Origin of the sequence: Paenibacillus apiarius (assembly GCF_017052585.1) — a bacterium.
GTDB classification, from domain to species: domain Bacteria; phylum Bacillota; class Bacilli; order Paenibacillales; family Paenibacillaceae; genus Paenibacillus_B; species Paenibacillus_B apiarius.
In genome coordinates, this window is sequence record NZ_JAFFHZ010000002.1 from 30,602 (window position 1) to 53,289 (window position 22,688).

Annotated in this window: 22 protein-coding genes and 1 pseudogene; 6 read left to right on the plus strand and 17 right to left on the minus strand. The window is 46.5% G+C overall.

What is annotated here, in order from left to right; genetic code table 11:
• Positions 1-356 precede the first annotated feature (356 nt).
• Entirely contained in the window at positions 357-986 is a 630-nt protein-coding gene (locus JSQ80_RS26360; protein WP_206097788.1) for a Vat family streptogramin A O-acetyltransferase, read from the plus strand.
• A gap of 177 nt (positions 987-1,163) precedes the next feature.
• Here JSQ80_RS26360 and JSQ80_RS26365 read toward each other — a convergent pair whose 3' ends face one another.
• The 6 genes from JSQ80_RS26365 to JSQ80_RS26390 form a co-directional block, all read right to left on the minus strand.
• Complete coding sequence (locus JSQ80_RS26365; protein ID WP_206097789.1) at positions 1,164-2,921, minus strand: copper amine oxidase N-terminal domain-containing protein; 1,758 nt, start codon at positions 2,919-2,921, stop codon at positions 1,164-1,166.
• A gap of 162 nt (positions 2,922-3,083) precedes the next feature.
• Complete coding sequence (locus tag JSQ80_RS26370; RefSeq protein ID WP_206097790.1) at positions 3,084-4,214, minus strand: hypothetical protein; 1,131 nt, start codon at positions 4,212-4,214, stop codon at positions 3,084-3,086.
• Positions 4,215-4,307: 93 nt separating this feature from the next.
• The gene (locus JSQ80_RS26375) at positions 4,308-4,994 is read right to left on the minus strand and encodes an LrgB family protein (protein WP_206097791.1); all 687 of its coding nucleotides are present in this window, start codon (positions 4,992-4,994) and stop codon (positions 4,308-4,310) included.
• The gene (locus tag JSQ80_RS26380) at positions 4,988-5,365 is read right to left on the minus strand and encodes a CidA/LrgA family protein (RefSeq protein WP_206097792.1); all 378 of its coding nucleotides are present in this window, start codon (positions 5,363-5,365) and stop codon (positions 4,988-4,990) included. The genes JSQ80_RS26375 and JSQ80_RS26380 overlap by 7 nt, the downstream gene beginning before the upstream one ends.
• A 169-nt stretch (positions 5,366-5,534) precedes the next feature.
• Positions 5,535-8,138, minus strand: coding sequence for a flippase-like domain-containing protein (locus tag JSQ80_RS26385; RefSeq protein ID WP_206097793.1), 2,604 nt, complete (start codon positions 8,136-8,138; stop codon positions 5,535-5,537).
• A gap of 156 nt (positions 8,139-8,294) precedes the next feature.
• Positions 8,295-9,251: a tyrosine-type recombinase/integrase gene (locus tag JSQ80_RS26390; protein WP_206097794.1), complete on the minus strand. Its 957-nt coding sequence runs from the start codon at positions 9,249-9,251 to the stop codon at positions 8,295-8,297.
• Positions 9,252-9,606: 355 nt separating this feature from the next.
• Here JSQ80_RS26390 and JSQ80_RS26395 point away from each other — a divergent pair, with 355 nt between their 5' ends.
• Positions 9,607-9,792: a hypothetical protein gene (locus JSQ80_RS26395; protein ID WP_206097795.1), complete on the plus strand. Its 186-nt coding sequence runs from the start codon at positions 9,607-9,609 to the stop codon at positions 9,790-9,792.
• 83 nt (positions 9,793-9,875) lie between these two features.
• A complete protein-coding gene (locus JSQ80_RS26400) occupies positions 9,876-10,472 on the plus strand; it encodes a class I SAM-dependent methyltransferase (RefSeq protein ID WP_206097796.1) in 597 nt (198 codons plus the stop codon).
• Between the two features lie 36 nt (positions 10,473-10,508).
• Here JSQ80_RS26400 and JSQ80_RS26405 read toward each other — a convergent pair whose 3' ends face one another.
• Together JSQ80_RS26405 and JSQ80_RS26410 are read right to left on the minus strand one after the other, a co-directional pair.
• Positions 10,509-10,898, minus strand: a complete 390-nt coding sequence (locus JSQ80_RS26405; RefSeq protein ID WP_206097797.1) for an Rrf2 family transcriptional regulator — start codon at positions 10,896-10,898, stop codon at positions 10,509-10,511.
• Between the two features lie 239 nt (positions 10,899-11,137).
• The gene (locus JSQ80_RS26410; RefSeq protein ID WP_206098157.1) at positions 11,138-12,613 is read right to left on the minus strand and encodes a protein adenylyltransferase SelO; all 1,476 of its coding nucleotides are present in this window, start codon (positions 12,611-12,613) and stop codon (positions 11,138-11,140) included.
• Positions 12,614-13,080: 467 nt separating this feature from the next.
• On the opposite strand from JSQ80_RS26410, the gene JSQ80_RS26415 reads away from it, so the two are divergent.
• Positions 13,081-13,311 (plus strand): hypothetical protein, encoded by a 231-nt coding sequence (locus JSQ80_RS26415; protein WP_206097798.1) that lies wholly within the window; start codon positions 13,081-13,083, stop codon positions 13,309-13,311.
• A gap of 63 nt (positions 13,312-13,374) precedes the next feature.
• Here JSQ80_RS26415 and JSQ80_RS26420 read toward each other — a convergent pair whose 3' ends face one another.
• The 4 genes from JSQ80_RS26420 to JSQ80_RS26435 form a co-directional block, all read right to left on the minus strand.
• Positions 13,375-14,769 (minus strand): extracellular solute-binding protein, encoded by a 1,395-nt coding sequence (locus JSQ80_RS26420; protein ID WP_206097799.1) that lies wholly within the window; start codon positions 14,767-14,769, stop codon positions 13,375-13,377.
• 53 nt (positions 14,770-14,822) lie between these two features.
• On the minus strand, positions 14,823-16,184 hold the full coding sequence (locus JSQ80_RS26425; protein ID WP_206097800.1) for an ABC transporter substrate-binding protein: 1,362 nt from the start codon (positions 16,182-16,184) through the stop codon (positions 14,823-14,825).
• Between the two features lie 264 nt (positions 16,185-16,448).
• Positions 16,449-17,081, minus strand: coding sequence for a GNAT family N-acetyltransferase (locus JSQ80_RS26430; RefSeq protein WP_206097801.1), 633 nt, complete (start codon positions 17,079-17,081; stop codon positions 16,449-16,451).
• A 420-nt stretch (positions 17,082-17,501) separates the two neighbouring features.
• Positions 17,502-18,563, minus strand: coding sequence for a suppressor of fused domain protein (locus tag JSQ80_RS26435; protein WP_206097802.1), 1,062 nt, complete (start codon positions 18,561-18,563; stop codon positions 17,502-17,504).
• Between the two features lie 266 nt (positions 18,564-18,829).
• Here JSQ80_RS26435 and JSQ80_RS30220 point away from each other — a divergent pair.
• Both JSQ80_RS30220 and JSQ80_RS26440 read left to right on the plus strand, forming a co-directional pair.
• Positions 18,830-18,946, plus strand: a pseudogene (locus JSQ80_RS30220) (tetratricopeptide repeat protein); the annotation flags it as partial.
• Between the two features lie 64 nt (positions 18,947-19,010).
• Positions 19,011-19,286 carry a hypothetical protein gene (locus tag JSQ80_RS26440; protein ID WP_206097803.1) on the plus strand — a complete coding sequence of 92 codons (276 nt, stop codon included), beginning with the start codon at positions 19,011-19,013 and terminating at the stop codon, positions 19,284-19,286.
• Positions 19,287-19,439: 153 nt separating this feature from the next.
• Here JSQ80_RS26440 and JSQ80_RS26445 read toward each other — a convergent pair whose 3' ends face one another.
• The 5 genes from JSQ80_RS26445 to vanX form a co-directional block, all read right to left on the minus strand.
• Positions 19,440-19,820 carry a HEAT repeat domain-containing protein gene (locus JSQ80_RS26445; RefSeq protein ID WP_206097804.1) on the minus strand — a complete coding sequence of 127 codons (381 nt, stop codon included), beginning with the start codon at positions 19,818-19,820 and terminating at the stop codon, positions 19,440-19,442.
• A gap of 158 nt (positions 19,821-19,978) precedes the next feature.
• Complete coding sequence (gene vanZ-Pt, locus JSQ80_RS26450; protein ID WP_206097805.1) at positions 19,979-20,458, minus strand: glycopeptide resistance protein VanZ-Pt; 480 nt, start codon at positions 20,456-20,458, stop codon at positions 19,979-19,981.
• Between the two features lie 35 nt (positions 20,459-20,493).
• Positions 20,494-21,393 carry a VanY-A/VanY-F/VanY-M family D-Ala-D-Ala carboxypeptidase gene (vanY, locus tag JSQ80_RS26455; RefSeq protein ID WP_206097806.1) on the minus strand — a complete coding sequence of 300 codons (900 nt, stop codon included), beginning with the start codon at positions 21,391-21,393 and terminating at the stop codon, positions 20,494-20,496.
• A gap of 14 nt (positions 21,394-21,407) precedes the next feature.
• Entirely contained in the window at positions 21,408-21,797 is a 390-nt protein-coding gene (locus JSQ80_RS26460; RefSeq protein WP_206097807.1) for a hypothetical protein, read from the minus strand.
• A 277-nt stretch (positions 21,798-22,074) separates the two neighbouring features.
• Complete coding sequence (gene vanX, locus JSQ80_RS26465; protein ID WP_206097808.1) at positions 22,075-22,683, minus strand: D-Ala-D-Ala dipeptidase VanX; 609 nt, start codon at positions 22,681-22,683, stop codon at positions 22,075-22,077.
• Between the last annotated feature and the right edge of the window lie 5 nt (positions 22,684-22,688).

A 22,688-nucleotide genomic window follows, 5' to 3' on the forward strand; every position in this document is an offset into this window, starting at 1 on the left:
CACTATGAATCCAATTCCCTCTCAACCTGTCTCTTGGAAAATCTTACTTGACAGTCATAAAGGCTGCCCGTATATTTAAGGAAGCAAACATGAAAGGGTGAACCCCAAGCCAATGATTTACTAATCCGAATCCAACGAAAATTTCGTGCGTTTACGAATCGCTTTCCGGATAGGATTAGTGCGGGCTTTTTCATATATGCATCGTCGCGGAATATGCACCCTTTATAGGAAGGGGACTACTTCCTTTCGTTGTTATGGCTGCCTCCTGTCCAGAATGTGGATATGAGGTTTTTTTGTTGTCCGCGCGTCGGTGCCGTTGACGTGCCTACCCGATTATTTTATAGGAGTGAGCGACTATGAGAGGCCCTAACCCGAATCAAAAACACCCCATTGAGGGGTATCAAGGCGTGCAGTTTATTAAAAATACGATAACCAGGCCGAACATCACCGTCGGGGACTATTCCTATTATGACTCTCGAAACGGAGAGACTTTTGAAGAGCAAGTATTGTACCATTATGAAATATTCGGCGACAAGCTTGTGATCGGCAAATTTTGCTCCATTGCTCCGGGAGTCACCTTCATCATGAATGGAGCCAATCACAAAATGGATGGTTTCTCCAGCTATCCGTTCAATATCTTTGGCCATGGCTGGGAAAAGTTCACGCCTGCAATTGCGGAATTGCCGTTCAAAGGAGATACGGCAATTGGAAACGATGTCTGGATCGGTATGGATGCAACCATCATGCCGGGCGTAACGATCGGGGATGGCGCGATTATCGCAGCCAAAGCGGTCGTTGTAAAAGACGTTCAACCTTACACCGTTGTCGGCGGAAACCCTGCCAAGGAAATCAAGCAACGATTCCCTGACGGCATCATTGCTGAATTATTGGACATCAAATGGTGGGATTGGGATATTGAACGGATTTCCTCCCACATTGATATCATTGTACATGGAGATATACACGCGTTACGAAATGTAAAATAGCAATCGATGGCAGATCCATCAACAAGCGCGCACTGCGAGCGTTGGTTTCTCGAACATTTTCCGCCGGACATGTGCCAGTGGAACACGCTCTAAAGAGGACGGCTTGCCTATGTTCGTCTTCGCACACGGATGAAAAAAAACTGCGGCAAGGATTCCCCTGCCGCAGATCGCGCCTGACTACATGGCGCTGGTCAATCCCATATTAATCAGCGCATTGTGGAGCGTTTGCTTGGATAAACTCAAATTTACCTCTGGCGCGCCCGACGAGACGTAACTGATCGTCTGTTCGAAGCTGCTGATGCTGTCTTTGGCAGCTTGGATATCGACATATTGGAAGGTGCCCATATCCTTTTTCAGCTTCGCCAACGGCTCACTGTACTTCGTCTTAATCTCTTGCGCCTGCGCATCGGATTGCTCGAAAGTCAAGCTCTGCAACGCTTCAAGGTTGCCATACTTCTTCGTATAGTCTGTCTTGAATTGGGCCAGCAGCGCCTTGTACTCGCTCTCCCATGCCGTATATGCGGGCATCTCAGCCGCAACCTTAGCCGCCAAGGCTGCATCCGCATCCTGCTTCGCCTTCTCCTCGCTGGCCTTAGCGAGCTGAACCTTCAGCTTCTCGAGCAGCTTATCCACCTTCTGCCCGCCCTGCTTCGCCTCATTGGCCATTGGGAGCGCATCGTCATATAACTTCATGTTGTAGAGCATTTCGGCGCCAGCTTTGAATTGCTCCGGCTTATAGATTAGACTCATCGCTTCGCCTTTGTTCTGCTTATAGAAATATTCGAACCGATCGCGGAAGTCGCCTTCATCGAACACGGCACGGACGAGCCAGTATGTATGCTGGCTGGATTTTTCAAGAGATTTGGCAATCGCTTTAGCTTCGTCATCGAATTTATAAGCACCGGTATCCAAATAAAGAACATATAAGTGCGTAGCCATCTGTCCGAGAACTTTCGGATTGCTTGCGCCCTTCTTCTTGTAGTGGCTCTTCACGGCCTGCACCCAATTGCTGACGGCAGTGTCATGCGGCTTGTTCTGTGTGCGCAGCGCCGCTTCCGCTTTTGCAAGCACGCTCTTCTTCGCGTTGATGTTCTTCTGAATGGATGCGCTCGGCGCTCCAAAATAATAGATGCTTACGGGCTCGCCCAAAAAATTGTGACCCGTCCCTGTCTTCACGAAATAATGATAGCCGGAATAACGGTTGTTCGAGATTTTGGATTTGTCCGGATTCTGTACGACAATGTTCGTCTGGTTGAACAATTCAGCCATCACGTGGCTGCTCTGCGCTTCACTCGTGCCCATCATATGGATCGGATCGAAGCCTGCAATATCTCCTTGGACATAGTACAGATTTTGATTGACGGCGCTTTCGTAGGCATTGTAGGCTTTCTCATAGGCGGAATATGCTTTGTCGTACGGACCGCTCACCTTCTCATACGCTGCGCGCAATGAATCTTCGGCAGCAATAGGATCGGTATACATGCCTTCGAAATAGTCTACAGGCTTCAATTGCGCCTGACGGATGGAGGCGCCAAAGCTTAGCGGAACACCGATTTTGCCATCAATCGATTCCAGCGCATGCTTTATCGTTATCGCTTCTCCATCTGCCTTCGCTTGCTTCGAACCGACCGTTAGTTCATATGCATGCTGGTCGTCTGTCAAAGTCAGCAGCTTCTTGCCTTTGTCATAGTTGTATTTCATCCCGAACACTTCACTGAATGCCTTGGGAGACAAATACATCACGTTGTCTTCAAGCAGGTATAAATCTCTGCCGACGTACGTCCGTTTCCCATTCCACTCCAGCACACTGAACTGGTGCAAAGTAATCGTGCTTCCCGCTGCTTCGTCTGCGGCAGCCTGTCCGGCATTGCCGATACACGACAGCAGCAGTGCCGCGACAAGCATCCACTTCCAAATGCTCTGTCTCTTCTTCAAGTTTACCCCTCCAAAAAGTTATCTATGTCGCCACCGTTCGGCAGCATTTTCCAATCCATTGTACCATGACTCTAGTCCCGGATGTATGGTTGCCTGTTACAAAAATATCAAAAAGCACTCCTCATAGCGGAGTGCTTTCCAACTTTTAGTGATCTGTATTCATCATTCGGGCTGATGGACAATGCTTACCTCTTTGTAGCCAAGCTGCTTGATTTGCTCAGCCGTCATGTAGAGCGTGCCGCCATCAAGCCGCGTGTTGCTTGGGTTCATCTCGATGCTGCTGCTCCCGTTGGCAAGCGTATAGCGGAACTCCAGCTCCTTCGACTGGAGCTTCGTCAGCTTCCAGCCCAGTTCATCCACCAGCTGCTTGACGGGTATGAGCTGCTGTCCTTGCACCGAGAACACCAGTGGCAACCGTACTTCCCGATCGTCCAGTTGAATGACATAATCCGTGCGCAGCTTGACAGGAATGGATTCTTCCGGAATGGCATCCAAGTCAAAATCCTGCGGCAAATCGGACGTTGCGTCCCGCCGCTGTTCATCCTTAGGCAAAAATGTTTCTGCCTCTTCCCAGCTCTTGAGCCGCTGCGACTTCTTCGCCTTCATGTTATACAAATAAAGCGGACGGTCCGGTTTATTCAGCGTGTAAATAATGTACCCTTTATCCGGATTGATTCCGCGAAAGTTCCCTAATGCAATCCGCTCCGTTTTATCCGTTTCCGGATTAAATACGAGAATTTCTTCCTGTTTAGCCTTGTCATTCATATAACTATATACGATCCGATTATCATACACCCAAGTTGCGCGAGTCATATAAGACGTCAACAGCCATTCTTTCGTCTCGCCAGTCTGATTGTTTTTCAGGAGATACCCATAATTTCTTTGGCTGCTGCCTGGTTTATTTTTCGTGTAGTATACGCGTTCGTTCAATCCCCATTTTCCGTCCGGCGACAGGTCAAACATTCTGCCCTTTACAACCTCCCGATCCAATGGATCAAACGCATACTCCATCGCGATGTCATAGCTGTCGAGATAGGTCGTGTTCAAGCGTAATTGTTTCGAATCCGGATCGTTTTGCATCGACCGGATTGTTTCGTCCCATTTCTTCCATTCGCCATCAGATGTGCGGACAACGACACGCTTATCATAGTTGTCGCGTGTAATATTATAATAGATTGCTCCGCTATGAGGATCTTTGTAGGCTTCCTCGGCAGTATACGTCCCTGCCGCCCCGGCGATGGTAGGCAGACTCAAGCCTAACAGAATTCCCCATGTCCATAACGTTGCTTTCACGGCTTCAACCCCTTTCATAGAGTAAAACGTATGTAAAGCGCAATAAGTTTCGTTTTTTTTCCAATGCAAAAAAGACAGGATTCCCTGCCTTCGCTACATGAAAAACATATAAATGGGCGTAAATAATATAGACGTAATCAGTCCTGCCAGACCCATGGCCAAGCCGCTGAACGTCCCCTGCTTCTCGGAATCGGCCAAGCTCTTCGCCGTGCCGAAGCCATGCGCCGCCGTGCCGAGCGCAATGCCGAGCGACACCTCGTCGCGAATGCCGGTCATGCGCAGGAATGCGGTCCCGAACAAGCTCCCGACGACCCCGGTAAATACGGTAAAGACAGCCGATAATTCAGGCATGGCCCCGAGTGACTTCGAGATTTCGACGGCAATCGGCGAGCTGACCGACTTCGGCAGCATGCTGAGCACGACCTCGCGCGCTCCGTCCAGACTTAGCATAATCGCCGCAACGCTGACGATGCCGACGAACGATCCGCACGTAATGGACAAGCAGATTGCTTTGAACTGCTTCTTGACCAGATGACGGTACTTATAAATCGGTACGCCGAGTGCGATCGTCGCAGGCCCGAGCACGAGCGACAATATGTCCGCCCCTGCCTTGTAATGATCCAGTGGAATGTTGGCGATTGCCAAAAATCCGATCAACACGATGGAACAAAACAGGATGGGATGCATCCATTTGAAGCGGACGTGCAAGATCCGCGACACGGCGTAGACGACAATCGTAGCCGCAATACCGAATAGCGGCTGTTGTGACCAAGCTAGCATGCTGCATCCTCCTTTCTCTTCGCGGCTGGCTCCTCGGCCCCGGCCTTCTGCAGCTTGGACGCTACAAGCCCGGTAACCCACAGCACAACGAGCGTGCTCCCTACGATTCCGGCGGAAATGCTAACCCAATGCGCCTCAAGAACAGGCATAAAGGCCACAATCCCGACGACGTATGGAATGAAGAACAACAGCATATGATCAAGCAAAAATTGAGCTGAATGTTCAACCCACTCTAACTTTATCCATTTCATGCCAAGCGCGATAAGAAATAAAATGAGACCGAGCACGTTGCCCGGCAACGGCAGGTGCAGCAAATTGTGCAGCCATACCCCCAAAATGTTAAAACTAAGCAAGATTGCAAAACCAAGCATAAGGAACCACCTTCTGATGTACTGACTTGGATGAACAACACAACGTTCCAGAGACCATCCCTATTGTATCAGAAGAAGATATCGGGTCCCACAGGAGATTACCGGAGGAAACCCGCGTTGTAAGCGGTTTTTTACGTAAAAAAGGGCCGGGAACCGTCCCCAACCCTTTTCATCTATTTTCATTCATTTTCACAGTTTTTAACGAGTTACTGTGCTCTTTCTCTCTCCACCGGCGAATCCGGCTCATCGTCCGGGTTACCCGCCATACGGTCCAGTTCATGTGACGCTGCTTGCGAAAGGCTATATATTGCGGCTCCCACGTCACATCGAACAGCTTCTCCCACAACCGGCGCTGATTGTTCAGCGGGTACAAGTCGCGCATTTGACGGAACATGGCAATCGCCGTTCGCTCTGACCAGAGATATGGAGCCCGATACGTTTCCACATGAGACAGCGGAATCAGGCCGGATACAAGCTTATTGCAATCATGATGCTGTCCCAGCCAGACGAGAATATCGTGGAGTTGTTTCAGTACGTAGTCTTGCTCCGGATGCTCGTGTGCGTATTTCGTTCGTATATCTTCAATCGTCATCGTCTGTTCGCTTCTCTTCCAGCGCAGCACGGCATATCCGATGCAGCGCTCGACATCCGAATGCAGAAGAACGAGACGCAGCTCCTCATCCCCTGCGGTCAGCAGCTGCCTGAGCGTCGGACCATATCCCGGCGGCTGTCCGTCCCAATGATTTACGGTATGCACGACTTCATTCACCAAATAGGAATCAAGCGGATAATGAAGCACCTCATACTGATGCAGTGGCGGTCCATTCTTCGGATCCTTCAGCACATATCGGGCCTTTTCGCCAATCTTGATAAAGTCGTTGCCGTAATCGTGAAGCAGCGGCATGCCATACATTCCGACTTGATGGAAGACAATATCAAGGCCATATCGATCGGCTTGCTCATATAAAGCAAACAGAGCATCATGCTCTTTCAATGGCGTGCAGTTCAGCACCGGCATGCCGAGCATAATGACACGGCGGCCCTTGATGATGAACGGAAATCTGATCTGTTCCCCGTGCACGGCAAACACGCGTTTATTGGGAATGACCCGATACATCCAAGCGTTCGCGCCGTTCAATAACAGATCGTCATCACTTCGCCAATTGCGTCCGAGCGGTTCACGCAGATGACGTTCAAAAACAATATAACCTATCGTATAAAATAGGAAGGCTGCAGTTAACCCCGTTAATAAGGTTGTTGTAAATTGAGAATAACTTAACGTATAAGCTGCCGCTCCCGCTTCCTCGGTATATTCCGCAAGAATAAACCCGACTAAGCTATAGAAAAGCAGGAGGAGGCTCATGAACAAAGTCGTAAATATGATCGTGCTCTTCGTTACCGGATAACGGTATCGGGTGAATTGCGGCCGGAGCAGAATAAGAAACAGCAGCATTCCGGCCAGCCAGAGCGTATGCCGAATGCTTGTCCCGATTAGGAACGTCAACACGGTGCACAGCCCAAGCGCGGCGGATGTAATGACATATGCGCTAATCGTGCGCTCGAACAAGCCCTTCAACATCAGCAGCATCAGTAAGCTGATTCCCAACACGACGCCATTGACGAGCGGGAAAATATCCCCGTGGAAAAAAGGAAGCGCGAATGCGGACCTATCCCAATCCGGCTCGGACAGCGTGTAGGTTATCAGAAAAATCGAAGTCATGAACATGAGAATGACGACAGACCAGGATGAGAGCGAGTTCCACAGCGAACGCTGGATAAACCAGATGATGCTTCCCGATTCTATGTAAGTGGCCAGTGTCGGATGATCCTCGAATTTCTTGACCGCGACGCCTCCGAATTCAAAAGCGGCAAATATTAATCCTAATGCAAACGGAATAAAATAATAAATGATTCGATATAGAAGAAGCGCCGTAAACACGGTGCTATCCGCTACACCGAGCGCCTGCAGGCCCAATAAATAGGTAATGTCGAACGTGCCGAAGCCGCCCGGAACCATACTGATGAGTCCGGCGATGGCGCTTACGGTAAAAATACCGATGACTTCAAAATAGGTTACATCGGCTTTAAGCAAGAACAAGATGACATAAGCAACCGAGCCTGCAGCCAGCCATTCAATAAAAGATACGATTGTATAGCCAAACGTAAGCGCGGCATTCGCATTGGTTCTTCCTTTCCACCGGGAAAAAGCCAAATAGGCCGGGAAAAACAAGGCGACGCCAATGAGCACGATCCACAGCCATCCCCTGGCAGCAAGCAGAACCGATGCCGGAAAGACACCGCATATGACAAGAATGCCAAGCAGCGATAATCCGCTTATCATGGATGGAGCCATCCATGCGATCGCTATAAGCAGCCGATTGGCGTCCCCCGTGAATTCTCGATACAGAATCGTGCGAATGCCCACACCCGCGATGCCGCCAAATCCTACGATCCCGTTAAACGTATTCGATATCCATGAGATGCGGAAGGTTTTCCCGAGACTGACAGGCACTTTAATCGACCGCAACAGCAGGACATCATAGAAGAACATGGTGGCAACGGCCAGCCCGCCCAGCACCATCAGACCGGTGAAGTAATCACTCGATATGAGCCGGATCGCGTGCAACGATTCTTTGAGAGAGAAGCGGGATAATTCCTTCTTCCCTTGGAAAAATACAAATAAGATGACGGCAACAGGAAAGGCGATTTTTAACGTTTGGACGAGCCGCTTATTTTTCAAAAGGGCTTGCAGCCTCATTTTTAACGCATTCATTGAACCCCTCCTTTTTACCATGTATAGCACTAGTCTGTTATGAGGGAAAGCTTGTTATACGTGACAAGCGGCATTTTCACGGTATAAATGAGGAATCAGCGCACTTAGTTTACATAATATTATTTATGTAAATTATAATTCCATCCATTACGTTGCTTACCGATTCGAAATTTCGACACCCTCTTCCAAAATATACGGTTGAAGCCGCTGGATGGCTTCTTCTTTTTGCTTATCCGAGACATGAGTATAGACGGTAGTCGTCTGAATGGAAGCATGCCCGAGCATTTCCTGTACGGTGCGAATGTCTGCGCCGCTTCGTAACAGAAGCGTAGCGAACGAGTGCCTTAATTTGTGACAGGAATACGATCGACCTCTGCCAGCTCGCATCCGCCCTTCCTCTTTTTGCAGAGCCGCGAATGCGTATTCCGCGATATATTGAATGTTGCGAATGGACAACCTGCGGCCTTTTTGCGAAATAAAAAACGCATCCTCCCCAGATCGCCATGGTGTCAGCCGTTCTTTGAGCGCTAGCTGCAATTGATTCGAGACGGCCAGCGGCAGTGGAATCGTGCGCCACTTGCGCCCTTTTCCCAATACTTCGATGGAATGGCGCTCCGCATAATAATCCGCCACATTCAGCCGATGCACTTCACCGACCCGCAGTCCCGCATAGGCCATTAGCATCAACACAGCCAAGTTGCGATTGCGGTATTTGCCATCCGCTCGCGTCAGGAACTGCTGAACTTGATCCGGCTCCAAATAGACCGGAGCCCGATTCGTCTCCGTCTTCGACTTCTTCACGGCGGCCGCCGGATTGACTGAAGTGATCTCCAGATCGTTCAGCGCTCTATAGAAGCTTGTAATCGCGCAATGCTTCCGATTGCGTGTCGCATCGCTTACGCCAGACGACTTCACTTGGGCAAGGAAAGCGAGCACCTGCAGCTTCGTTACCTGCTCTACCGGCTTTCCTTCCAACGTTCGCAGGAAATGGATGACATCCCCCATATAATTTTTCTTCGTATAGGAGGTATACCCCGCATTCGTCATCCATAAACGAAAGGCTTCAATAGGCTCTTCATATATCGCAGATAGATCATGCCGAGTAAGGTTCATGCTGCATTCTCCCTCTCTTCAATCACTCGCAAATAATTGCGTATAATCATTATTATACGCAATTTCTGTTTACAGGCGCAAATATATGAGCTTGAAGGCAACATTCCACAATAATTATCGCCTTTTATTTCCTAATCTTACTATTTTTCAAGGTATAAATAGCATCCCGAAAAATTAGGAAGCTCATATCGAATGCTCCTCTCTCCTACTTCCTCACATTCATATTTACTGTTCACTCTCTTTACGCCATTCTCCCCCTGCGTCAGAACTATGTTGATGGACACGCTCTTTTCGTCATCCCCCGTTACTTGAGGATGAACTTCAGGCTCATAATTCAAAAGAGATGAAACGAATATTGACACAGCAAAATATTAAAGGTTATTATAGAGTTGCAAAGTCTTTAATTAAGTGTGACTTATCCAGCATGAAGGATTCAAAAGCTGCAAATGATGCCCTTCAGACCATGCTTTTTCTTGCAGCATCTACTCCAAATAAACCTGAGCTGAAAGAACTTATAGCATCTGGATGTACTAATGATTGATTAAATTCATCCTTTTAACAGAAGTCTTAGGGAGCGATAGATAATCATAGTAATAATAAGATAATCACAGGAGGCAAGTGAATATGGATAATATTTGGCATGAGCGTTTTAATTCAGACGAATATATGTATGGGGAAGAACCTAACGTATTTATTCAACAACAAGCCTTTCGATTAGAACAATGTCAAAAAGTTATAGCATTTGCAGAGGGTGAAGGCAGGAATGCTGTTTTTTTGGCAAAAAGAGATCATGAAGTGACAGCAATCGACTATGCGGAGAGTGGTCTGCAAAAAACGAAAAAACTAGCTCAGAAGTATGCTGTTGACGTGCATACAAAAAAAGTAGACCTATTGGTAGATAGCGTGCCACACGAGGAATATGATGCTGCAATAATGGTATTTGGACATTTTCATAGAGATGCTCAGAAAATGATTCTTAATAAAATGAAAAATGCTGTAAAGCCTGAAGGGATTATTATGCTTGAGGTGTATTCCAAGGACCAATTAAATTATGGTACAGGCGGACCCGCAGATCTTGGGATGCTTTACGAACCAAAAGAAATTCTTACTTGGTGCGAAGGTCATGAGGTGATCCATTTCTTCTATGGGGAACAAGAGCGAGTGGAAGGAAAGGCGCACACCGGTTTAGCCCATGTCATTCAACTTGTATTAAGAAAATAAGATAATGGAAAGTTCGTGAATAGCCTATGGGCTTGTTTATTCTTTTTGGGACAGATCCGCCAATTTCGTTTTTTTGAGATGATACTCCATTTTCTCTTCCGCTTCCTTCATTACAGCTTGAATCAAACATTCGTCGCCGTGGACAAAATTACATTCAAATAAGGAGGCTGTACCCTCAATGGCTTGAATAATATCCAAAAACGTAATGTCGTCTCTTTTGCGGGATAACCGATAGCCTCCGTTGGCTCCGGAAATCGATTCAATCATCCCTGCTTTCACGAGCCTCGTTAAAATTTTGGAAAGATAGGTTGGTGAAACGCCTTGAGATTCCGCCAACTGCTGAACGCCTACCGGTTTAACTGGGGAAGCGTCAACGAGCATGAGCATGGTGTGCAGAGCATAGTTCGTCGCTTTTGTAAATCTCATGACCGCACCTCCTTTACAGACTTATTCTATCTATAATATCCTTGAATCGCCAATGTGTCAAGTTGCGCCTTTTTCTAAAAAATCTGCCCCTTAAGCCCCCGCTTCCCCTCCTGCCGCTCTTCCCCTGTCTCGAAATCCACGGAGAGCGGCTCTCCAAAAGGAACGCCCGCCGCAAAATGCGGCGGAACGTTTTGGTTTCGTCATCGAGAACATACATATTGTGCTGCATATCCTCTATATCAGGTACCGCAAAAGGTTCTGTAAGGACGGGTTGATAACGCAGGCAGCGTGGAGTAATCCGCCTGTTCGGGGGAGTGCGCGTAGGGGCTCGACAGAACATCGAGAAGCCGCTCCATCACGCTGTAGTCTCCTTGTTCCACCGCAGCTTCTAGTGCGTCTTCTACCCGGTGGTTGCGCGGGATTATCGCGGGATTGCTATTTCGCATCAACTGATGCGAGGAGGCTTTGGATTCCTGCTGCCTGACTAGTCTCGCTTGCCATAGCTCATGCCACTGAGCAAATTCCGTGGTGCCAAACAGAGCCGTATCCTCCACCTTATCAAATGTTAACTCACGGAAGGTGTTGGTGTAGTCCGCACGATACTTCTGCATCATACCGAGTAAGTCTTCAATAAGGGATTCATCCTGTAACTCTTCGTTAAAGATTCCCAATTTTGCCCTCATTCCCGCGAGCCATTTACGATGATACAACTCGGAAAAATCTGAAATCGCATCCTCGGCCAGTTGGACAGCCTGTACTTCGTTGTCATGCAGCAGCGGCAATAATGTTTCAGCAAATCTAGCGAGATTCCATGCGGCAATATGCGGCTGATTGCCGTAGGCATAGCGGCCATGAATGTCAATGGAACTGAATACCGTTGCTGGGTCATAAGCATCCATGAAGGCGCAAGGACCATAATCAATCGTTTCTCCGCTGAGAGCCATGTTGTCGGTGTTCATCACCCCGTGAATAAAGCCAACGAGCTGCCATTTGGCAATCAGCACGGCCTGACGCTTAATCACTTCCTGAAGCAGGAAGAGATAGCGGTTCTCCTCATCGGCAACTTCCGGAAAATGTCTTTGCAATGTGTAATCAGCCAGGGCCCGGAGATCCTGGGCAGTGCCCCAGTTTGAAACGTATTGAAAGGTGCCGACGCGCAAGTGACTGGCAGCTACGCGAGTCAGGATAGCACCTGGTTGCTCGGTTTCGCGGATCACTGTTTCGCCGGTTGTCACCACCGCTAGGCTGCGGGTGGTAGCAATACCGAGCGCATGCATTGCTTCGCTGATGATGTATTCGCGCAACATCGGTCCAAGTGCCGCCAGGCCATCGCCTCGGCGGGAGTATGGCGTTTTACCTGAACCCTTAAGCTGAATATCAACCCGCTCACCCAAGGGAGTGATCTGTTCGCCAAGCAGTATAGCACGGCCGTCCCCTAACATGGTAAAATGTCCGAATTGATGCCCTGCATAAGCTTGAGCAAGAGGCAGAGCGCCTTCGGGAATCTGATTGCCGGCAAGCACCGCTACGCCAGTAGAGCTTTGGACCGCTTGGACGTCCAACCCCAGGGATACGGCCAATGCATCATTAAGAATGATCAACTTCGGTGAGGGTACAGGGGTAGGGTTAAGCCTTGTAAAAAATGATTTCGGAAGACAAGCATAACTGTTATCGAAGTTCCATCCTGTTTCTATGATTGCTTTTTTCTCTGTCATCATATCTCCTTTTTCCTTTTGTCTTTTCGTATCTGAGGTGCTCTTAGGGTTTACTTCTGCAAAATTATTATACCTTTTCCACCATAGATGCGAACAAGAACTAAATTGATACTCTTCAAAAAAAGCTGGCGGAGCATCGAGCTGGGCCTGCAACGAAGTTTTTTGCAAATCAGCTCACTTACATTCGCTTTTCATTCTTTTTCTGAAAGCTAATATCGCAAATAAAGATTATGACTGCATAACCGGCAAACCAAAGCATATGTGCCGGTATGTCAGCGTAATTTTCTGCCATTGCGGCTCTTGCGGCATCTATTGAGTGAGCAAATGGCAATAAATATTTATTTTTCCAATAATATATAATAAAAGAGAGCATCAACCTCTCTTTTATTTGGCTAACGGAATGATCGAATACGTATCGGGCATGATAGGTGTTAAACACACGATTTGAAATTGGAGGTGGCTATAAAATGAGTAATGGAATCAGTATATGGACACTTAAAAAAATGCCGATGCAGCATGTGGTTCGCTACATTGAAGAGAACAGCGGTATCGAATTTCAAGCTCGGATGGCTAATATGAGCCATAACAATTACGGAAAATTAACATCCGCTCAAGCGCAGGAACAACTGGCGACTGCCATCTCACGAATGAATGAGGAACAGTATACGGACTACTTGTTAGAGTTGATAGACGAGTAAAGAAAAATCCGTCACAGCGTTCAACACGTTGACGGATTACTTTGTACACATGTTCATGTTACCTTAATTAGCTTTTCTGGCCGCTTTCTTCGCTTCATGTGCTTTGAACAGCGCTTCTTGTCCCTTCACTTCCAGCTCGGCAATCGCTTCATCTAGCGTTTTTTGATTATCAATGATTGCTTGCAGCGCTTCTGACAATAGAGGCCGGAATAAGCCAATGAAATCTTCAGGGACATTTTTGTTGCCCCACAATCCTTCATAAGCAGACACTGCCTTCGGCTTCAGAAGATAGAATGCTTCTGTGCTCCTCCCTTCAAGCTCCTTAAAATAGTCATTGCGTGTAGGCAATTTTCCGTTGTTCGTTTTCGAAGTGGCCTGGGCCATGTCCGTGCCATTCACGAACTTGACCAATTCCCATGCCGCACGCTTGTTATGGGAATCAGCAGCTATCGCATAAATTTCAGACAGCCGCACTTTCGCCGATTCATCTGGAGTTGAGGGATCAATTGGAGTTGTAACGATGTCCCAGTCGATTTTCTTTAGTGTCTTGTCATAGAGTGGAATATCTCTCAACTCACTCGTAAACCAAGGTCGATGCAACGTCATCGCAGCTTGTCCCTTGAAAAAGAGCTCATACCTGTGATTCGGCCGGTTGCCATTCCCATCTTGAGGCGGAATGTATACAGACTTGTTGCGCGCAGCATCTGTTGCCAGCTTAATGGCCTGCTTCCAGCCGTCCGAGTTAATGAGCAGCTTTTCTGCCTTCACATCGAACAGCCTCAGCCCGGAGGAAGCAACAATCTCATACATCAATTGTTCGGGACCGCCGTAATCTTGATACAATCCATACACTTGATTGTCTTCCGAGCCTATATTAGAGAATCTGCCGGCCAAATCTATTAATTCCTTCCAGCTCATCTGGTTTCTCGGCGGCTCTATATGATGCTCCTTGAATAACTCACGGTTGTAATACAATACGGTTGTTTCAAAATAGGGGGCCAACCCATACAGCTTCCCATTGCCCTTCGCTCTAATCCTGTCGATAAGTCCGGGCATGAACCCTTCAATATCATATTTGTCTTGTTGAACGGCCTCTTCAATACTGTACAGCCTTCCTTCTTGTGTGAAGGCTTCGAACATGCTCTCATCGAGCAACAAGACATCCGGCTTATACTTGTCTAATAGTTTTCTCCGTTCTTCATCAAAGTCAACAGATTCACCCTGTCCAAAGTTCGCAAACAGCTCAGTCTGGCTAATCACTTCGATATCAATATCAGGGTATTTCATTTTAAAGAAGTTCCCGTAATCCCGGTAAAACGCATCTTCATCCTGATAGACGACCTTGATCTTCCCTTTGCCCTCTTTTAATGGCTCCAGCTCTGATTTCCCTCCGAAGCAGCCGCTTAACAAAGCCATAATCGTCAGCAGCATGATTCCGGCTCTCCATTTCTTCCGCACGCTTTTTATTCTCCTTCTTCTATTTATGCTGTCAATACGCGGTTTACTCCAGCTCATTTGCCTTCTTGGACTCCCTTCGCTTCTCGCACTTTTAGCAGCGTTTCTTGCCCCTTTGTTTCCAGCTCGGCAACCGCTTCGTCTATCGTCTTCTTATTATCGATGACAGCTTGCAGCTCTTCTGACAATGGTTTATCAAATAAGCTGGAAAATTCTCTGGGCACATTTTTATTGTCCCACATCCCTTCTGCTTCCTTCACCTTCAGGAGATAGAACGCTTCTGTGCTTTTACCATTAATTTCTTTCATATAGCCATTGCGTGTAGGCAATTTTCCGTTAATCGTTCGCGAATAGGCCTGGGCCATTTCCGTTCCATTCACGAACTTGACCAATTCCCATGCCGCTCGCTTATTCTGGGAATCGGCAGCTACCGCATAAATGTCTGGCAAAGTTATACTCGCAGATTCATCCGAAGGAGCTACTGGAGTTGTAACCACTCCCCAATCTATCTCCTTTTCTCCCTCTACATAAGTTGGACGCTGCTTTAACTCTAACGTAAGAAATGGGGAATTGAACATCATCGCAGCTTGTCCCTTGAAAAAGGGCTCCTTCTGACTATAAATCTGATCTTGAGGGTGAAAAAATAGGGACTTGTTGCGCACTGCGTCTGTTGCCAGCTTGATTGCATTTTTCCAGCCGTCTGAGTTAATGAGCACCTTTTCTCCCTTCGGATCGAACAGCCTCAGCCCGGAGGAAGAGCCGATCCGGTACATTAACCTTCCGGGATCACCGAAAGCCTCATACAATCCATACACTGGATTGTCGCCCGATCCAACATTGGAGAATCTTCCGGACAAATCGAACAATTCCTGCCAGCTCATCTTGTTGGTTGGCAGTTCGATATGATGCTCCTTGAATAATGCGCGATTGTAATACAGTACTTCCCTCTCAAAATGGGGGGCCAACCCATACAACTTCCCTTCTCCCCTCGCTTTAATCTTGTCGATAAGACCAGGCATGAATCCTTCAATATCATAGTCATCTTGCTGGATGGCCGCTTCAATATTGTACAGTTTTCCTTCTTGTGCAAAAGTCTCGAACAGGAGCTCATCCAGCAGCAATACATCTGGCTTATGCTTCTCCAAGAACTTCTTCCTTTCTGCATAAAAGTCATCAATAGTTCCTCCATTTGGCAGGTTTAGGAACATTTCAGTTTGGCTGATGACTTCAATTTCAATCTGAGGGTATTTCATATTAAAAAGTTTTCCGTAATCGCGGTAGAACGCATCTTCATCCTGATAGACAACCTTGATCGTGCCCGCTTGCAGTGGCTCCAGTACTTGCTTCTTCCCGAAACAGCCGCTTAACAAAGACATGATCGTCAGCAGCATGATTCCGACTCTCCATTTCTTCCTCATAATTTTCTCTCCCTCTTCTATTTATAATTGACCACAATTTATGATGATCTCGTGTCAGCGCTTCATATAAATACGGCTTAAACGCCACAGGTTCACCTCCCTTGCGCTTTCATCCTATATAACAATCCAAATCTTCGAATTGTGACAGTCGTCCAAATGCGATTCAAAAAAACAGATAGCGCCAACCGAATGGTTGACCATTCAATTGGCGCTGTTCATATATTCATATCTATTTTGACGGTTCCGATGCTTTCGGGTTATTTTTTAACCAGAAATCGTCTGCTGCACAATCGGCTTGCGCATATAGTGGACTGCCGTAAAACCCGCCCTCGCTGTAAGAAATCCGAATTTCTCCGTGCCGGTAAGGACGAATCCGATTCGCTCATACAGCTTCCGAGCTTGAGGGTTGGTATCGACCACTTCCAGGACAACGCTTGTTTTGCCGATTTCCGACGCGGTCACCAGCACTTTGTGCAGCAGTCCGCTTCCGACTCCCAGCCCTCTTGCCTCATTTGCAACCGCGATCGAATCGATCCGCAGCTCGTTCTCCTTAGGGATCCCGTCGAAAAATTTGTAGATTTGATAAGCAGCATATCTCCAGACGCCTCCAAACAAGCCGAACGACTCCGAGAAAGACTTACATGTAACGTGGATATAGGGCTCCTTATCCTTCTGCAGCCCGACGATTCCGATCACCCTACCCTCTTTAAGCGCATAAAATCCTTTCTTAATCGTGAGGGTTCTAGTCAGAAAAGCGATGCCTTGCCGGGGCTTGTCGGTAAACAGCCACAAATACTTCAACTTATGCTTGAAGGCCTCGTAGTAAATGCCTGCCGCTTGCTCCGTTTGCTCGCCTGTAAGAACATTGGTAATGGTCCATTCACTTTGCTGTGCCAAATACTATACCTCCTTATCAGGGTTTCCCGTTTTGATGCTATGATCCTCTCGACCAGGAACTCCGTAACCGCATCTAGAATTACATTATGCCTTGCCATCTTCGCCGCTGATCTGGCATTTTTCATCGTTCAACCCCTCATTCTCGATTCCTCAGAAAAAAGATGGAAAGATCTTGCTACCTTGCATCATAAATCTTACGCTTCAAGTTGTTTGATTTATGCTTCGGTATATCGCATGTTCATATTCCGATTTTTTGGTTTACATTTAATTTTAAACGCAAAGAACCCGAGAAAGGCACTTTTTTCAAAGTGTCCATCTCTCGGCGCGTAAAGCATTGTCCATATCAGACCTGCTGCGATCCGGTTTATTCCAAGTCGACTGTCTGATAGTGTTGGTCCATCGAATGTGTATAATAAGTTGTTATCCGATGACCTTTACAACGTTCCCTTCATTGTCTGTAATATTGGTTTTTACAATTTGAATGGCGATTCCTTTTAAAGAAGGGATTTCAAATATGCTTTCCTTCGGAAGCAACCTCTTACTGAACTCGGCGGCCGTCACATCATCCAGCACAAACCGGACTTCGTCCTCTCCAGATATACATCCTGGCTTCTCACCCGGATCAAAAACAACCCGGACGCCAGATCCAACCAGGCTCAGTTTGTTACCTTTCATAATACGCCCGCGAAGCAGTTTTCCGATGATTTCAGCTTGCTTGGCCCCTAACTTGAGTGTGGATGGAGTCTTACTTAACCAACCCTTCTTACCCGGCTCCCAAGCCAGCTGACTCACAAATAAAAAGCCGGTGTTTGAGCCTTCTTGTTCCATCCCTGTATGTACAGCCTCGGAAACGGCAGAAATCCGAAGAAGAGAAGCACGCTCTAAATCTGTTATGTAATACGGCATGTACTGTAAACCAGTCGAGAGCACTCCAAGCGTGTTCCACGTCTGCATCGCTTCAAGTTCATCGCCTGTGATTCCAATCATCTGCAAAAATTGTACCCGTCCATTTGGCGTATCGATTGCAGCAAGTTCCGGATCATTGACAAAAGCTAGTGCGGTCAGTTGGGTATCGGATTCCAGACATATAGGACCGTTCGCATCCAAATAATCACCCGCTCTAAAAACATTGCCGCTGTTAAAAACGTATCTCCCCATATTTTGCAGCAGATTCAGCGCCCATGCCGGCGGTTCTTCCTCTTCTTCCTTTCGGGTTAGCCGAAATGTCAATTCAAACCCATATCCGCTATCCTCAGTATTGTCGGATTCCTTGTCATAGAGCTCTGAAAATCCATAAGTTACAAAATGCCAATGAGGATTTGGCCTGTCCGCCTTGTAGGCACTAATCCCATCCAATGGATCTGGGCCTCCGAGTGCATAAGGCATGTACGTTCCGTAATGTTTCGGCTCCTGTTCCCCGTAAATTTTCGACAGCTCCTGATCAATGGCATCCCAGCCAGTTGTAGTAACTTCTTCGGTCATTTTTTGTTACCTCCCATATATTCTCTTAAAAATTATGAAATCTATAAATTTAAAAAAATCAGGATATTGAAATCCTTATTGTCCATGGATAGATGAATCAGAAGGAAGGGGTCCCAAAGCCTGAATTCTCAATAAAGTATAAAGCTTTATGGCAACGATTATCAATTATGATCGTGAGATGTGGAAACGGAAAAATAGTTGCTTTAAAAATATACAAATTGTAAATTATAAATAAAAGTTATCTACAATTTAAGGATGGGAAATAATTGAACATCAATCAAAAAGCTATTGAATTACTTGAAAACAATGAATATGAAGATGCGTTAAAGTTATTTCAAAAAGCAGTGGATGAATCAAGAAATGTGCAAGCTTTGACTAATTTATAATGAGGTTAAAAAACTGAAAGAGGAACTGGACCGAAGAAAAAATGACAGCGAAGAACTTAAAATGAAAAATGATGAAATACGGCGGTTGCAAGAACAGGTAAAACATTATGAACAATTGTACAATCAGCAAATGGTTTCAAGCGCTTTTTCTCACCTTCACGCAGAAAACCAGGTTGAAGGAAATTTAATCCAATTTGATAAAAATAACAGGAAACATACGAGTTTGGAAAATTTGGAATCCTTCTTTGATACAGAAGAATCTAATCCCACAGAAAAAAATACAAGTCTTTCTAAAATGGAAAACAGGTTTAGCAACATATTCAAAAAGGACCGTTAGGTCCTTTTTTGTCTTTTACTTATTGAACAAAAGCACCTAGTTAGCACAATATGCCTTATATAAATATTAGTCACATCGGTTGGAAAGAAGACAGCCGTTTTAGTGTCTCGGACAGCAGATCTTGTTTAGTCTCTAGTTTAGAAAGTTCGTCTTTCACTCGGTCGATACTTTTGGATAACGTTTCCTTTGGGATTTTCCCCTGATTGCCTCGATAAGTTGAAATGCTTCCGCTTGAACTTCAAAATTCCCTGTTATCAATAGGTTTAATAAAAAATCAAGGTGCTGGGAGCAATCGAATGGTTGTAGAGCGTAAAGCAGTGTACCCCTACTACCTAATCTCTTTGGATGGTTAATAATGTCGATCAACGGCTTTACTACTTCATCATCCCCAATATCACTCAGGCACAGTGCGATTTCATTCCTAAGCTGGTGATTGTTGGTCTTTTGTAAAAATTCAATAAGGAGTGGAATCGCTTCATAAGGAAATGTCAAGATTGCAATAATTTGTTTAATTTTAACACCCCAAACACGCATCCCCCCTCCTGGTTTAGATGGGGGTAAAATAAAGTTGTTAAATTTTTTATAAAGTATGCTTTAGCATTAAAGTCGTTTAAAAACCTAAGTTTTATTCCGCAATCGCGTCCGATTTTATCGGGCAGGTTTCCCATTCGGAACACTGGATGCCGCGGTCGTCAGCCTAGCGCGCACAGCGCATAAACGACAAAACCGATTGAGCCTCCGATGGAATTCAAAATGAGGTCGTCGACGTCGAATGTTCCGATCGAAAATAAAACTTGTGTGCATTCTAACACGAGACTTACGCCCAAGGAGCTCCAAAACGACCCTGCCAACGTCAGTTTGCCGGATTTCGCCAGAACACCGAGGAAAATGCCTAAAGGGACGAAGATCCCAACATTTCCAAACAAGTTCAAAAGGCTGTGCCCCGACATCGAATCACTCGCCCTGGAAATTTCCTTCAAAGGGATCAGATTGCCGGCATGCAGCCGGGCGGCAATACATTCCGGGTTGGTCGAGTTTCGCATTAGCCGTACCCATAGAAACTCGACGTCTGTCGGGCCAAACTTGAGCACGATGATTTTGGATAATGCGTACATATAGGAGGCAAAAAATGCCCGAACAACCCAATTCTTCAACCTGCTTCCGCCGTTCATCCGTTCCTCTCCGCCCGAGCCTCGTCCGTCGGAACTTAGTCTCGCTTACCAGAATACACTGTCACAATCACGCCATCCATATTGTTGCCTGAAATTTCATACTGGCCATTCGCAGGCACAGGGATCGTTGTATTTTGGGAGATAGGATAGTAAAAGATTTTATAGACTTGGTGGTCTATTGTAGTCGTAATGGACTTCTGTTCCTTCAAAAAATCCATATATTCTTCTAGAGCGAAATTCTTTTCTTTCATAATCGCGCTGTGAGGGAAACCAACATAACGGATATGCCATGGTTCATATTGAATTCCAGTAACATCAGTTTTATCCTTAGGATAGCGTAATATAAAGCCGTATTTCCAGGCATTTTCTTGCAGCCACTTTCCTTCAGGTGCTCGCTCCATTTTCGTTAAGCTTGATCCTACATCAAGTGATAAGCCTGAATTATGTTCACTATAACCTGCTGGCAAGGCATAATCAGCCCCCATTTCTTGGTAAAGCACACTTTGCTCATCAAAGTCACGATAGCCACTATTAATAAAAAATTGACTAACCCCTTCCTTTACAGCATCATTGATCATCTCTGAAAATTTTTGTGCAATTCCTTTTGACAGATAAATATTCGTATTAAGCAACCCGTATCCATTTATCAATTCATTATGTTTAGATAAATTTACGATATCTGATTTCACACTCTCTTGGCGAATAGGATATTTACTGTTGATTAAGAGCAGATTTCCTTGATAGATCTGTTCTTTTGCAATCTCTTTCTTTTGGATACTTAAGGGGGTCCCTATATTCTCTATGTTATCTATATTATCTTTGTGATTTTGATCATATTTTTGAATCTCTACTTTATCCTGAAAAAACAGTGCTTTATTAATGAAGGCAAAACCTAAGCACAATAAAAATAACAATAAAAAACCCCACTTCTTCATTTTCAGTTTCCTCCTTAAGTGAGCGGCTTGGTGATAATGCCGCGCTGGGTCAGCGCGCGGGAGATTTCGGGTATGTAGTCCTTAACGATAGCTTTCTGCAGGGCGATGCTGGACGTGGCCACCACCACGGGCATCTCGGCAATATACGCCATGCCGGGATATTTGCATTTGAGCCAGAAATCGCCCACGCGCCCGCGCTTGGCGAGGGCGGCGGCGATCAGGTAGGCGTGGGTCTTTCCGATCTCGACGCCGGCCTCGGACAGAGAAAGGCTGCGGCTGCAGAGCGCCTCCAGGATATGGCCGGCAAGGGCGGCCTGTTCCTCCCGGTACCCAGCGGAACTGGAGCAATTGATCCGCGAATTGCTGGCCTGCGGCGAACGTGAGCAGAAGATTGCGATTACCACGACCCGAAGCCTTCTGCGGGCGCTGCGGCAAGATGAGCCTGAAAAACAAGACTGAACGAATAGATGGGCGGTACTCCACACCGCCCGTTTGATCCGCAATTTCACAGGCGGTTATTTCGGCCTCGCCGGATTTGCCTATAATGACCGCAATATCGCCCTGCCTTACATCTTCAATACTATCTACTATATATAAATTCCCTACAAACCAGTTGCAAACGACGGTTTCCGTGCCGAAAGAGATAGCATTATATAGGTTGCCCGTGCAACGGTTAAAAGCTTATTTAACGGAGAAATCAAAATAGCTATTGGGGTATGGTTCGTTTCTTAATACATAGTGCCACCATTCGAAGCTATATGGTTCAAACCCACTGTTTTCCATGATGGAACGCAAACGTCTGCGATTTTGCGCTTCCATGCTTGCAATCCCTTTTGCCGCATGGTGTGAACGCTCATCCATAAAATCAAATCCGCTCCCCATTGGTACAAGCTCACCCGTGTCTAATCGATAAAGCGTAAGATCAATTGCGCTTCCGCGGCTATGGCTTGATTTTGAAGCCACGTATCCTTTTGAAACCATCTCGGTTCGCTCGATATTCGGATAGTATCTTTCTTTTGTGAGGTTGTCTTCCGGTTGTTCGGACCAACGCAGGAAGCAATCTACCGCACGTTTGGGCCGATACCCGTCCCATAACAGCAAACCGTACCCAAGAGCCGCCGCTTGCTTCTGCGCCTTCAGCAGCGCAAGGGCTAAGGCATGTGTTCCCACTATGCGATTGACCTCATATCCGTCTACTGGTTTCCCTGTGAAATTGTCCCATGTGGCATATTTGGCGTCCCAGCGAACACCGTGCAATATTTCATCTAAAAAAACAAATCCCTTTTCCATGCTTA